We start from the raw sequence: 13,224 nt of genomic DNA, 5'->3' as shown, positions 1-13,224 counted from the left end.
TAGTGAAAGTCAAATATTGACAACCGAGGCGAAGCAATGAAATCCAAATGAGCAAGCAAAATCCGCATATAGATCCTACCAAATTCCGGGATGCATTGGGAACCGTGAAGGAGGATGGAAAAAGGAACTGGGTTTTCCCAAAAAAAGTATCGGGCAAATTCTATCAATGGAGAAGTTACCTTTCTTATCTTTTATTGGGAATCTTGTTTTTGGGTCCTTTTATCAAGGTGAATGGAAAACCCTGGCTGCTCTTCAATATTTTCGAAAGAAAATTCATCATCTTTGGAGCCGTTTTTTGGCCACAGGATACCCATTTGCTCATCTTTCTTCTGCTGATTTTCTTTGTCTTTGTCATTCTGTTTACGGTGGTCTTTGGGCGGGTTTTCTGCGGATGGGCATGTCCACAAACCTTGTTTATGGAAATGGTCTTTCGCAAAATAGAGTATTGGATAGAGGGCGATGCCAACCAACAAAGGCAGCTTGAGGCAATGCCTTGGAACGGGGAGAAGCTCAGAAAGAAAGGTCTGAAAATGACTATTTTCATCCTGATTTCCTTCATGATTTCCCATATCACGATGGCTTATCTCATCGGAATCGACAATGTAAAAGAGATTGTCACCCAGCCACCTGGCGAAAACATGGCTGGATTCATTGGATTGATGGCCTTCACCGGGATCTTCTTGTTTGTCTTTTCCTGGTTTAGGGAGCAAGCATGTATCGTCGTCTGCCCTTATGGAAGATTGCAGGGGGTTTTGCTGGATAACAACTCCATCAACGTCACCTATGATTATGTGAGAGGTGAGCCGAGAGGGCCCATTCGAAAAAATAAGGTGGAGGAAACTCCAAAAGGGGATTGTGTAGAATGTAGTCTTTGCGTACAGGTTTGCCCTACCGGGATCGATATCCGGAATGGTATTCAAATGGAATGTGTCAATTGCACTGCTTGTATTGATGCCTGTGATGAAGTCATGTTGAAAGTGGATAGGCCTGTCGGATTGATTCGATACGCTTCAGAAAACAGTATACAGGAAGGACGACAAAAATTATTGACTGGAAGGGTAAAGGGATATTCCGCAGTGCTTTTGGTTTTGGTCATGGCATTTATAGGTCTTCTGGCCACGAGAGATGATCTTGGGGCAACCATCACCAGATTTAGAGGGATGACCTTTCAGGAAAGGGAAGGGGGATTGGTAAGCAATCTTTATGAAGTCACTTTTATCAACAAGACCTTTGATCAGCAATTGGTGGAGATCAAAGCTGAAGATGACCGGTATAGAATAGAAGTGGTAGGGGATCAAAATTGGTTGTTGGAAGGTCAAACCAAATTTGACGGTCGGTTTTTCATCGTCAAGGATCAAAACGACATCCAAACCAATCAGGAAAACATTACCTTATTGCTCCTTCAAAACGGAGAGGTGATCGATAAAATCAAGACGAGTTTTATGGGGCCGGTCAAGAATTAGCGGGATTTGAAAAGCTGAGTTTTGGTCATTACTCGATTGATGAAATCAGTGAGGAGGCCATTTTCCAAAATATCAATATCGATTTGGGTCTAATTTTAATTAGTTTAACCCGAAAGATGCATTAGGCTTGTTAATGAAGTTGTAAAGGCACGGAAATCAGTCTATTTGGAGAATAAAATTATGTATGGTCCAATAGGGGGAGATTAAAAAAAAAATATTGCAACCTACTGATTGTCAATTTATTTCAGGCTGGGATAGGGTTCATATTGTATAAAACGGGTTTAACAACCTTTAAAAGAAAAATAAAAATGGATTGGGGAAAAGGAATAGTACTCGTATTAATATCTTTTGGAATCTTGATGGGAACGCTGGTGACCATCTGTGTCAGACAAGACGACATGCATTTGGTGACTCAAAATTATTATGCAGAAGAAATCAAATACCAAGAGCATATCGATCGCGTGATCAACACCCATTTGTTAGAACATGAGATTTTGATCTTCGACAGCCAAATGAAAACCGTGGACCTCCATTTGCCAGTAGGAGCCAAAGGAACGCTTCATTTCTTCCGGCCTTCAGATGCGCGCTTGGATAAAAAGCTGGAAGTGAACATCACGGATTCCAAATCAAATGCGATCGATGTCAAAGATCTGAAAGCGGGATACTGGAAAGTAAAACTCACTTGGAGCGAGTCAGGAAAAGATTATTACCAAGAGAAAAACATTACGATCTAAACGCCATGCTCTGGACTGCCTTTTTGCTTGGTTTTTTGGGTTCATTCCACTGTTTGGGAATGTGCGGACCAATTGCTTTGGCCATTTCTGCAAAAGACAACAGCAGGTTTCTGGGAAATAAAATACTTTACAATTTCGGAAGAACAGCGACCTATTCCTTGCTAGGTGCATTGATTGGTTTGGTCGGCTTTTCCTTGGCATTGGCAGGTATTCAGCAGTGGATATCGATAGTGATGGGCATCATTATTTTAGTAATGGCATTTTTTTACAAACGATCCGAACGAATGATTACCCAATCAGGATTGTTTGGCTTGGTGTATAAAGTGAAAAATTCACTTGGGCACTTTCTGAAAAAGGGGGGTCGATTCGCCTTTTTTGGCTCTGGTTTGATCAATGGCTTGTTGCCTTGTGGAATGGTATACATCGCTTTGATCGCCTCACTCGCCCTTCAGAGTCCTTTGCAGGGCGCCTTGTACATGTTCTTTTTTGGAATCGGGACCATTCCCATGCTCCTGGTACTGATGGTCTCAGGGAAAATATTTTCTGTTTCCTTAAGGCAAAAAATGGTGAAAGGGATGCCTTATCTCGCGATGTTTATCGGAATTCTGTTTATCGTAAGAGGCTTGGGTTTGGGGGGGCACTTTGGAAGCCCAAAACTTCACCTTTTTGATTATGGAGCCGAAAAGGTGGAAATCACCATGTGCAAATAAGGGTTGTCCCAGATTTCTTTTGGGATTTAAAAAGACACATTTTAACTGAGATTTTAACCCGTTTTATGCATTACGGACTCAACTCAATAATGTGATTGACTGACAATCTATTTTTGATTTCACCCTGTTGGTGTCAGGAATTATTCTCCCATACTTTGATTTTCTTTCAGTTTCAATCCCATCTGGAAACCTATTGCATATTTCGGGTTGAGTTAGGTGAAACGCATTCCAATTTCCGAAGAATTGAATGCTTTAAGAGGCATGCGAAATGACTGGTCAGATTCAATACCAATTATTTCCAGAAGTGGTTTTCAGATCGCTTTGCTAAAAGTGAATTTTTTCTCGTTTCTAGTCTTCATTCTTTTGTCGAATACCACGCATATATTTCTGATAAAGGGAATTCCCTCCTCTAAGATTTCCATTCCGGAAGTGTCAAATTGAATTAGGCCTTCAAATTGAAATTCTTTCAGTTTTTCCCAAATATCTTTCCCAAGCAAGGTGTAGAAACAAAGGTTCCAGGTGGTTTTTTGATTGCAGATCAATTCCAGAATCAGTTTTTTTATTTGTATGTCCTCTTCAGTCTGCCCATGGGATTTGCTCAAGGCTAGATAGCCAAGTCCCATCTGTTCCTTGTAAAGGTCGATTTCTTTGGTGTTTTGTCCGTAGGCGTAATGCACATCGCTGATGGAACTATTGCCCAATCCCAAAAGGATTTTTGAGGGTGAAGTCGTGTATCCCATGAAATTTCTGTGCAAACTTTTTTCAATCTTTGCCACGTATAAAGCATCCCCAGGGAGTGCAAAATGGTCCATCCCGATTTCCAGATAACCCATTTGGTTTAAAAGTTCCTTTCCTTTTTCGTAGAGGTATCTTTTTTCGGATTCTTTGGGAAGGAATTTTTCAAAACTTTTCTGGGAAGGGAAAGCGGAGGGCAAGTGGGCATAGCTGTAGAAGGCTATTCGGTCAGGTCTCAAGTTGCCCACCTCTCGAAAGGTTTCCTCCATGGTTTCCAAAGTTTGGTGTGGCAGGCCGTAGATCAGGTCAAAATTGACCGATTCATAGCCGATTTCTCTTGCCATATCGCAGGCTTGCTTTACTTTCTCCAATGGTTGAATCCTATGAATGGCTTTTTGTACGGCAAGATCAAAATCCTGAACCCCGTAGCTGACCCTTCGGAATCCTAGATCGAAAAGAGTTTGCAGGTGTTCCCGGGTGGTATTGTTGGGGTGACCCTCAAAACTGAATTCGGCTTCGGGCAATACTTCAGTGCTTTCGTTGATGAATACGAGCATTTCACGAAGGGATTCCGGAGAAAAAAAAGTGGGCGTACCACCACCCAGGTGAATTCCAGCCAGTTTGGGTTTTTCGGGTAAGATGTCCAAATAGGTTTGCCATTCCTTCATTACGGCCATGATGTAGGGCATTTCCACCGCGTGGTTTTTGGTGATGCGCTTGTTGCAGCCGCAATAGGTGCATAGGCTTTCACAATAAGGAAGGTGGATGTACAGCGTGATTCCTTCTTGGTCGCCAAATTCATGATACGCTTTTTTGACCAAACTGATCCATTGATTGCTTTCCAGATTGATTTCCCAAAAAGGTACCGTAGGGTAACTGGTATACCGGGGTGCGGGAACATTGTATTTCTGTAAGAGTTCAGCGGAAATAGGTCTCATCGTATTGCGTTTATGAAACAAAATTCCTCAATCAAGCCCTTAAATAACATGACATCTGTTTTTTGGAAAACTGATAAAAGTCAGTACTTTCCACTTATCCTTTATATGAGGGATTAATCCAAATGAAAAATGGTTTTTTAGTGATTAATTGATATTTTGTAGATCAATTAACCCAAAACCTATGAAAGCCGATAACCATAATCCCTCCAGAAGAAATTTTATTGCAAAAACAGGATCACTCGCCATGGGCTCCATTTTTTTGAATGGAATAGCCGAAGCATTGACGATTTGGGAGAAACCTGACCAAAAGATGAAACTTGCACTTGTAGGGACCGGTGTCAGAGGGGTCAACATGTTTGGAAAAGATGTGACGAGTGTCTATCCGGATAAGATAACCTTCGTGGGCTTGTGTGACAAGAATATTGGTCGTTTGAATTTTGCCAAAGAATATGTCGGGGTGAATTGCCCGGTTTTCACCGATTTTGACAAAATGCTGAAGGAAACCAAGCCTGATGTGGTGATCGTGACAACCATGGACAGTACCCACCATGAATTCATCATCAAAGCACTCGAATTTGGAGCCAATGTGATCACCGAAAAACCAATGACCACGGATGAGTTTAAATGCCAAGCCATCCTCGACGCAGAAAGAAAATCAGGTAAAAGTGTCATCGTCACCTTCAATTACCGCTATTCTCCCCATAGACAAAAAATGTTCGAAATGTTAAGAAACGGGGAGATTGGGGAATTGACTTCGGTTGATTTCCATTGGTACCTGAATACCTCCCATGGAGCGGATTATTTCCGGAGATGGCATGGGTTCAAGGATAAGGGTGGGACACTTTTGGTCCACAAGTCCACCCATCATTTTGACCTGCTCAACTGGTGGATAGATTCCGATCCGGAAGAAGTTTTTGCTTACGGCAAACTGGAGTTTTACGGAAAAAACGGACCTTTTCGATCCACGAACTGCCGACCATGTACGCACAAAAACAATTGTGATTTTTATTGGGACATCACCAAAAGCAAGCACATGGTGGACTTGTATGTCAACAATGAACACCACGATGGCTACCTCCGTGATGGCTGTGTCTTCAGGGAGGAAATCGATATTTATGACAAAATGGCTGTGCAGATCCGTTATATGAATGGGGTTCAGGTCAGTTATTCACTTACGACTTATTCTCCCTATGAGGGTTACAGGATTGCTTTCAACGGGACCAAAGGCCGGATGGAGGCTTGGATCAAGGAAAGTCAGCCATGGGAAGAGGCAAATCAGGATGAAATCAGATTAACCAAAAACTTTGCGGAAACCCAAATCATCATCATTCCCCAAGGCGGGGGAGGTCATGGTGGAGGAGATACCCGTCTCAAGGACAAACTCTTCAAAGATCCCACTCTTGCGGACCCATACAGGCAATCCGCAGGTACTCGGGATGGCGCCATGTCGATTCTAGTCGGGATTGCAGCCAGAAACAGCATTGAAACAGGGAAACCGATCAAGATCCAAGAGCTGACAGACATTGAGCTGAAGGAAAGTGGTAGGGGAGCTTGAGAGCGAAAATCAGGTAAGAACATCCTTTCTTTTTAAATCATCTGGATGGATTTTATTTCGGTAATGATGAAAATTTCCAAAATCCTTTGAAACCTGATGATTGATAAACCAAAAAAACCACCTGCGAAAGGTGGTTTTTTTGGTTTATCTCGATGGCATTCTATGTACATGAAGAGCGTTAAATCCTTATTTTTTATCCAGAAATGACTTTTTACGTACTTGAATATACTGTGAATTTCTGTTTTTTGATATTCCTGGATCAAATCCTCCCATCAAAATCATCCCTGTCCTTTTCGGGAAGCAGTGGAAATTTAATCACAGCATTGTCCCTTGTGGACCGATAGATGGCGGTAAACAATTCGACGGTTTTACGAGCTTGTTCTCCAGTCACCAACGGATCTCTTCCCTTGGAAAGCGCTTCGAGAAAATCTTCAATCTGTCTTTCTATATAATAAACAGTTGGATCGATGGTGTGGAAAAAATCGGTGTCCGCCTTTATCCAATCTTTGAGCATGGCTTCCTCTCCGGGAATGGTCCAAAGTTCATTGACCGGAGGTTCGGCGATGCCAGAAACGCCGGCGATAAACATCGCGCCGCCTTCAGGTTGCACGCCCACGGAAGCGCCGTTGCTGCCATGGATTTGGACTTTTCCGTAGATCCCTGGTTTTTGGGAATTGCTGACAATGATATTCCCAAGGCCTCCATTTTTGAATTTGACGATGGCCAATGCCGTGTCCTCCACTTCGATAAAGGGATGGTTGAGATTGGCCCAAGTGCCATAAACCTCTTGCACATCTCCCATCATCCAAAGCAACAGATCCAATTGATGGGGGGCTTGATTGACCAATACGCCTCCCCCTTCATGTTTCCATGAACCTCTCCAGGGATCGGATTGGTAGTATTTTTCATCTCGCCAGCCCAGCATGTTGATCGTTCCCAATATAGGCTTGCCGATCTTTCCGGCATCAATGGCTTTTTTTACTCTTTGCACGGGAGCATAAAACCTCCTTTGGCTGATCACCGCCAATTTCTTCTGATGGGCTTCCGCAGCATGGATCATGGCATCACAATCTGCCAATGAAGCGGCCAGAGGTTTTTCTACGAGTACGTGGGCACCTGCTTTGAGTGCTTCCAATGTTGGGTCACGGTGATTTGGGTGGGGAGTACAAATGACCACCATGTCCAGTTTTTCATTTTTCACCATTTCGGTGATATTGTCATAGGCTTTTACACCATAGGACGCAGAAAATGAATTGGCCTTGTCGAGGGTTCTGCTAAACACGGCCCTGAAATCCGAATGTGGCAAATGTTGAAGTGCTTTGGCATGCAAATGAGCCACTTTTCCGCAGCCAATGATTCCTGTTTTGTACATGGGATTTTAAGGTTGGAGGACTACTTTATTCAAACCGGGTTCTTTGTCATACAGCCTTTTGAACCATGATGCGCCTTCACTTAGCGGTACTTTGGCACTCAACAATGAATCCACATCAATCAATCCTTTTTCCATCATTTCCAAGACCTTGGCATATTCTCCCGCAATCGCACAACTTCCTTGCAGTCGAATTTCCCTCGTGACCACGGCTTGCAAGGGGAAATCCACTTGCTGGGCAAGATTCCCGACCAAGGTGACAACCCCACCTTTTCGCACATTTTCGATGGCCAATTTTACGGTGGCACTGATTCCGACAGCTTCGAAAACCACGTCTGCACCCCGATTATGGGTCAGTGCCAAGATGGATTCTTGAATATCCTCTGTTTTAGAGTTGAATGTATGATCTGCCCCGAATTTCTTCGCCAGTTCCAGTTTTTTGTCATCCAAATCCACTGCAATGATTTTGCCGGCATTGGAAAGCTTCAGCACCTGAATCAGGAAAAGTCCGATCATGCCGGTTCCAACTACCAATACCGTGTCCCGCAAACTTATGGGAGTCAAATCAATTGCATGTGTCGCTACTGCAACGGGTTCGACCATGGCTGCCTGTTCAAAAGAAACAGAATCCGGCAAACGGTAGAGGATATGTTCCGGTACGACCACATATTCGGCAAATGCGCCGTGCTGCCGATATTCTTTGGGTGATACGCCCAATACTTTTCTGTTGTCACTCAAGTTGTATTTTCCACGCAAGGTGTACCAATCATTGAGGGCATAAATGGTGGAGTCAAAAGTTACCCGATCCCCTTTTGCAAAAGATTGGACCTCATTTCCAACTTCCACAATCAGCCCTGATGCTTCATGGCCCATGATCAAGGGTGGGTTTCTGCGGCCTGTGCTGCCATCCATTCCATGCACATCGCTTCCACAGATTCCGCAGGCTTTTACCTGTACCAACACCTCATTGTTTTTGAAATCTGGTTTGGGTACATCTTTATAGACCAGGTTGTTGTAGGATTCCAAGACGAGTGCTTTCATGGTTGTTTGTTTTTGGGTTACAAACAAAAATACATTGATTTTCGTGAAATGGAAATCAAATTGTGTAGGAAGGCTAAAACGGATATTTGAGGGAAAATCACTAGTTTTGGTTTATTGAACCATTGGTTGATGTTCCAAAAAAAATATTCATGAATTGATACTTTACTACCGCTATTGAAAGCTGCGAAAGCCAGTTGATGCACCATACACCAAGAGTAGGAGGTTTCAGTTTCACATTTAAAACCCCTCCAATTCCGTTTTTATTTCTTGTTTTGATGAGTGGGTGATAGGATCAAAGCTTTTGTTTCTTTTGAAATAATCTCCGCCATCTTACCGTGCTCATCTTCGGGCAGCTGCAGTCTGCGACAATATATTTGGTTCCTCTTTTTGCGCCCACTCGAAGGGTTCTAAATGACGTCCCCAGATTATAATACTCCTCCATTCCATCTTTTGTGTTTATGGGTATTTCGCTATCAGAAGTGTTGATATGAATTTTGTACACCACCTCACCGGAACTGGTTTCTACAAGCGCATAATTCAACAAAGAAGAATTGAGCATTGGTGTTCTGGGAATCGGATAAATGGATGAATTGGGATCTACCTGGTCATAGCCTTCCGATTCTCTCATTTCAGAGACATTGGCTTTGAGAATGTATTTGATGTCCAGATTAAGATTTAGGGCTTTCATGTCCTCAAGCTTATCAATGTTCTTTATTCCGTACTTGAAATATTCGTAATCAAGCTCGTATTTATCAAAAACATTGTTGATTCCCATGTTTTTAAATTCTTTTTGAATAATCTCCTTGACATAATCGTTTTGCGAATTGCTCAGCAAAGCACTTTCAGTATCCAGAATAATACCGTCAGCGGTTTCCAGACAGATTTTACAATATTGGCTTTTGGTGATCCTGGTGGTATGGCATGAACTAAGAAAAATCAACAAAATAAGAGTTGAAGGAATGAGTCTTTTCATATGGATCAAAAATATAAAAAAATAGAAGCCACGCAAAGGCATGTATAGAATCAGCCGCTATTTGTTTAGGTGAATTTCCAGGCCCAATTCAAGCCATAAAGGCGATCATTCAGTTTGATCTGAACTGTCAAAATAAGAATAGGGTCCTAGGACCCTATTTCAAATAATAAAACGGCAATGAGATCAAACCTCCTTCACCCTATCCACAGCATATTCGTCTACCAATGCCACCGCCCCGTGGATGGCTGTTTCGTCCAGTTCGGAAATCAGGATTTTTAAGTTTTGACTAAGGGAGGGGTACTTAAATGTTGCAAGATTGGCATATAAGCTTTCCTTGAAATAGGGGAATGCTTTCCGGATGGATCCACCCAATACGATGGCTTCAGGAGCAAGGGTATAGAGAATGTTTTTGATCAATTCCCCAAGATGGTTGCCATATTCGGCAAAGGCTTTTAGGGCTTCTGGATCACCCGCATGGGCAAGTTTTGAAAGGGATTTGGGCTTTTTTTGATAGTGGTTGAGAAAGAATTTTCCGCTACAATAGTATTCAAAATCTTGGTCAAGATAAGGAACGGAACACCATTCCCCCGCGGCACAGTTGAATCCGCAATAGAGGTGGCGGTTGACGATGATGCCGCAACCCAAACCTGTACCCAAGGTAATGCCGACAATATGTTTGTGTATTTTTGCTTCGCCAAATTTATATTCCCCCAAGGCAAAACAATTGGCATCATTGTTTATAAAAACCGGTTTCCCAAACCTTGCCTGAAGAAATTCCCGGAGATGTACCTTTCGGAAAGAGGGAATGTTTCCCAGATTGAGCACAATTCCATTTTCGGTATCGATCAATCCAGGAATTCCAATGCCGATGGCTTGGATGTCATGATGCAGGTAAGATGCGATCATTTCGGCAATGGCCTCTAAAATAAACTCCTGGCTTTCTTGTGATGGGGTCGGAATGCTCCGGATATCCTGAAGAACATTGCCGATCATCACACCTGCCTTGATGTTGGTTCCCCCGATATCCATTCCCAAAATTGCCTTTTCCGGATTACTCATGTTTGTATTGCTTGGTTAGAGGTTTGTGGAGGTTAAATTGATAAAGAGGAAGGATTAGTTCCCTTCTTCTTTATCAAAGTTGAATTATTTTTAATATTAAATCATTCCCTCGATTGATTTTTCCAAATCCCTTGCATGGGCCAGAAATTCTTCCACATTCATGTCCTTGAAGAAAATCAAACCATGACTGGAACGAACGGTTGCTGTTTCGTGGAGATAGAAGTGGTTTTTCCCAAGTAACAATTGAATGTCATCCAACTGACTCACCCAAATCCTCTTGGCCACGGTGCTGAATTTCCCGTTGTGGGAATAGCTCGGAAAGGAGGCGTTCACCTGACTGAGATAGCAATTGGAGAAGGAATCTTCCATGACAGACATATCTCCCAAGGAAACCGGAACGATGACATTGGCCTCATGGGGCTCAAATTTAAACCAAACATTTCGGTAACCAATGATGCGGAGCTTGCTCAAATCTTTTTCTTCAGCCCATTGGCGGACGGCTTCCGCAGTGGCTTGGAGTACCTTGTAATGCGTATCTGGACCGGAACCTTCCGGATCAAGGGTCAAGCTGAGTTTCGTGGGGTTGATTTTTCTCAGCATTTCCAAAATTGGCTCTACATCCCTTTTTTTCTCAGGTTGCTCTGTAAAGATATCGCCGGTATAAAAGCCAAGACGAAGGTGGTGGACATTTTTCACCTGCACACCGAAATGCGCCCAGACCAACTCCTCCTCAAATTCACGGATCATGCCCTTCAGTTTTTGGATTTTGGAAGGATTTTTTTCACCATCATAGGAATTTTTCAATATACTGATAATGTCATTGATGGTGTCCCGGAGTTCTTGTCTATTTCTAACTTGATGGATGATCACGATCGCCCGCACTACTCTATGACAAAGACCACGCATTCTTTGGTCAGGATCCTCCGAGGCGACATTGGTCAGATAGTGGTACACGTCCTTGTCTGTTTTCAGCTTGTATCCCACAGAAAAGAAATCTTCGTATCTCACCATTTGTATTTGCCCCTCATCCAGGAGTCTCTTGGTGTGCAAAAGTGTGTCAATCACAAAAATATTCGTGACTGCAGTAAATCCCGAAGTCAGCACAGAAAAGTGGGCCTCATTGCTGTTTTCCTGTAATTGGTTCGTGACGTGGGGCAATATTCCCAAAGAAATATCGTCATGGTGGGGCCCCGTATGGAGCAGCACCTCATTTTTTTCTTTGGTTGTCCCCCTCTTTATTTTTTTCAAAACACTTTCCATGACCTGGTTCACGGTATTTTCTGACAAATCCGGAATCAGAGAGGTGTATTTATCATTTTTGAGGTCATCTATTTTTAAACGATGGCCATATTTTTTCAGTTTTTTGCAGAGGTCCATAATGGAACGCTCTGTTTTTTCCCATGTCCAATCCCCATTGGCATAGTAGCTGTCCATGGAATCTGTCAACTTCACAGCAGCTCCTTTTGTCAGATAAAACCGACCGTTTTTTAGTTTTTGAAGGACCGTTGCAGGATAGACATTGTTCATCGGGGTTTCAAGTGAATCTTTTACAATTGGGGCTTTGGCTTCACCTGCTGCGATGATGATGCCGACAGCATCGGGGTTGTAGGTGATCGTTTCCAATCCGATCGTAATGACCAATCGGTTGGCCGATACCTCGATTCCGCCCAAATCCCCAGCGGCGACGGCCTGGGTTTCGAAGTTGGTTTCGGTCAGTCGGGTGACGGAAAACAAATGTGACCCTCTTGTATTGAAGGCGATATGGCCATCAGGACCAATTCCCCCAAGGAAGAAGCCAATGCCTCCTTTGTCTCTGATCTTTTGTTCATACTCCCCGCACCACTGATCGATTTTGTAGATAGATTGCTGTTGGAGTTTTTCCAAAGGGTTTTTTGGGTCCCTAAATCTAAGGGTAAGATCCACTTTCAAATCCGGGAATATTTCTTTGAAATGCTTTCCCTCGGCAAGTATGATTTCATCTGAATTGATCAGAATCGCATTTTCCTTGCTTAAGCCAAAACCCTCCAGATAGAATTTGTTTACATAGTGGAAAAAACTGTTGTTTTGCTGCGAGGAAATGGGGTAAAACTCATCGATCTGAACAAATGTCAGGTCTTTCAGGACCGGTTTCTTTGTTTCCGACATACCGTATTTTGCCCGGATTTCCTTTCCTTTTTTAGAGTCCCAGTTTTCCAAAAGGTATTGAGTCCATTTGATAAAAAATTCAGGGGTTTTTCCCGTCGGAAGACTGATTACCCCTTTTGGGTTTTCGGAAACCCACTCAAGAAACCTACAAGCAGTGATCAATCCCAGTTTTGGGAAATTGTCCACCATAAGGTAGGGAATCAAAGTGCTGATTTTCTGAACTCCTGACTCTTTTAGAAAAGCTTTTTCGACTTCTGAAAGTGGGTATTGTTGAAGCATAATGGTCTTGCGTATAGTGTTAGGTTTTTTTTCTTTTTTGCTGAACTGAACGTTCTCAGTTTTCTAAGAATTTCAAAACCGAATAATCATTTGACAACCCTGATTGGGGAACAACCAAAACTGGAGGCTTCCATCAGTAAGGAAGGGGTCAATTCGATTTTTATTTCCAATACAAAATAAAAAAACTTTTACTATAAATCATATACTTTTATAAAAAAATTAA

At 42.7% G+C, this 13,224-nt stretch carries 10 protein-coding genes; 4 read left to right on the top strand and 6 right to left on the bottom strand.

Annotation, left to right across the window (positions count from 1 at the left end; genetic code table 11):
• Nucleotides 1-47 precede the first annotated feature (47 nt).
• From ccoG to F824_RS0111370, 3 genes are all read left to right on the top strand, one after another.
• Nucleotides 48-1,463, top strand: a complete 1,416-nt coding sequence (ccoG, locus tag F824_RS0111380; protein WP_019598020.1) for a cytochrome c oxidase accessory protein CcoG — start codon at nt 48-50, stop codon at nt 1,461-1,463.
• 308 nt (nt 1,464-1,771) lie between these two features.
• Nucleotides 1,772-2,197, top strand: a complete 426-nt coding sequence (locus tag F824_RS0111375) for a FixH family protein (protein WP_019598019.1) — start codon at nt 1,772-1,774, stop codon at nt 2,195-2,197.
• A gap of 5 nt (nt 2,198-2,202) precedes the next feature.
• Nucleotides 2,203-2,907: a sulfite exporter TauE/SafE family protein gene (locus F824_RS0111370; protein WP_019598018.1), complete on the top strand. Its 705-nt coding sequence runs from the start codon at nt 2,203-2,205 to the stop codon at nt 2,905-2,907.
• A 311-nt stretch (nt 2,908-3,218) separates the two neighbouring features.
• On the opposite strand, the gene hemN is transcribed toward F824_RS0111370, so the two are convergent.
• Entirely contained in the window at nt 3,219-4,580 is a 1,362-nt protein-coding gene (gene hemN, locus F824_RS0111365) for an oxygen-independent coproporphyrinogen III oxidase (protein WP_019598017.1), read from the bottom strand.
• Nucleotides 4,581-4,761: 181 nt separating this feature from the next.
• On the opposite strand from hemN, the gene F824_RS0111360 reads away from it, so the two are divergent.
• Nucleotides 4,762-6,135, top strand: a complete 1,374-nt coding sequence (locus F824_RS0111360) for a Gfo/Idh/MocA family protein (protein WP_019598016.1) — start codon at nt 4,762-4,764, stop codon at nt 6,133-6,135.
• Nucleotides 6,136-6,394: 259 nt separating this feature from the next.
• Here the strand turns inward: F824_RS0111360 and F824_RS25775 are convergent, their stop codons facing one another.
• The 5 genes from F824_RS25775 to F824_RS0111330 form a co-directional block, all read right to left on the bottom strand.
• A complete protein-coding gene (locus F824_RS25775) occupies nt 6,395-7,507 on the bottom strand; it encodes a Gfo/Idh/MocA family protein (protein WP_019598014.1) in 1,113 nt (370 codons plus the stop codon).
• Nucleotides 7,508-7,513: 6 nt separating this feature from the next.
• On the bottom strand, nt 7,514-8,545 hold the full coding sequence (locus F824_RS0111345; RefSeq protein WP_026333656.1) for a galactitol-1-phosphate 5-dehydrogenase: 1,032 nt from the start codon (nt 8,543-8,545) through the stop codon (nt 7,514-7,516).
• A 292-nt stretch (nt 8,546-8,837) separates the two neighbouring features.
• Nucleotides 8,838-9,518: a hypothetical protein gene (locus tag F824_RS0111340; protein ID WP_139189695.1), complete on the bottom strand. Its 681-nt coding sequence runs from the start codon at nt 9,516-9,518 to the stop codon at nt 8,838-8,840.
• Nucleotides 9,519-9,701: 183 nt separating this feature from the next.
• The gene (locus tag F824_RS0111335; RefSeq protein ID WP_019598010.1) at nt 9,702-10,577 is read right to left on the bottom strand and encodes an ROK family protein; all 876 of its coding nucleotides are present in this window, start codon (nt 10,575-10,577) and stop codon (nt 9,702-9,704) included.
• 96 nt (nt 10,578-10,673) lie between these two features.
• Nucleotides 10,674-13,001 carry a glucosamine-6-phosphate isomerase gene (locus F824_RS0111330; protein ID WP_022582210.1) on the bottom strand — a complete coding sequence of 776 codons (2,328 nt, stop codon included), beginning with the start codon at nt 12,999-13,001 and terminating at the stop codon, nt 10,674-10,676.
• Nucleotides 13,002-13,224: the final 223 nt, after the last annotated feature.

Origin of the sequence: Rhodonellum psychrophilum GCM71 = DSM 17998 (genome assembly GCF_000381545.1) — a bacterium.
In the GTDB taxonomy this organism is placed as follows: Bacteria; Bacteroidota; Bacteroidia; order Cytophagales; family Cyclobacteriaceae; genus Rhodonellum; species Rhodonellum psychrophilum.
Note: the sequence above shows the minus strand (reverse complement) of the source record. Positions and strands in the feature narration are given on the sequence as shown.

Coding starts and splice junctions, on each gene's coding strand:
- ccoG (WP_019598020.1), top strand. CDS start 48: ATGAGCAAGCAAAATCCGCATATAGATCCTACCAAATTCCGGGATGCA.
- F824_RS0111375 (WP_019598019.1), top strand. CDS start 1,772: ATGGATTGGGGAAAAGGAATAGTACTCGTATTAATATCTTTTGGAATC.
- F824_RS0111370 (WP_019598018.1), top strand. CDS start 2,203: ATGCTCTGGACTGCCTTTTTGCTTGGTTTTTTGGGTTCATTCCACTGT.
- hemN (WP_019598017.1), bottom strand. CDS start 4,580: ATGAGACCTATTTCCGCTGAACTCTTACAGAAATACAATGTTCCCGCA.
- F824_RS0111360 (WP_019598016.1), top strand. CDS start 4,762: ATGAAAGCCGATAACCATAATCCCTCCAGAAGAAATTTTATTGCAAAA.
- F824_RS25775 (WP_019598014.1), bottom strand. CDS start 7,507: ATGTACAAAACAGGAATCATTGGCTGCGGAAAAGTGGCTCATTTGCAT.
- F824_RS0111345 (WP_026333656.1), bottom strand. CDS start 8,545: ATGAAAGCACTCGTCTTGGAATCCTACAACAACCTGGTCTATAAAGAT.
- F824_RS0111340 (WP_139189695.1), bottom strand. CDS start 9,518: ATGAAAAGACTCATTCCTTCAACTCTTATTTTGTTGATTTTTCTTAGT.
- F824_RS0111335 (WP_019598010.1), bottom strand. CDS start 10,577: ATGAGTAATCCGGAAAAGGCAATTTTGGGAATGGATATCGGGGGAACC.
- F824_RS0111330 (WP_022582210.1), bottom strand. CDS start 13,001: ATGCTTCAACAATACCCACTTTCAGAAGTCGAAAAAGCTTTTCTAAAA.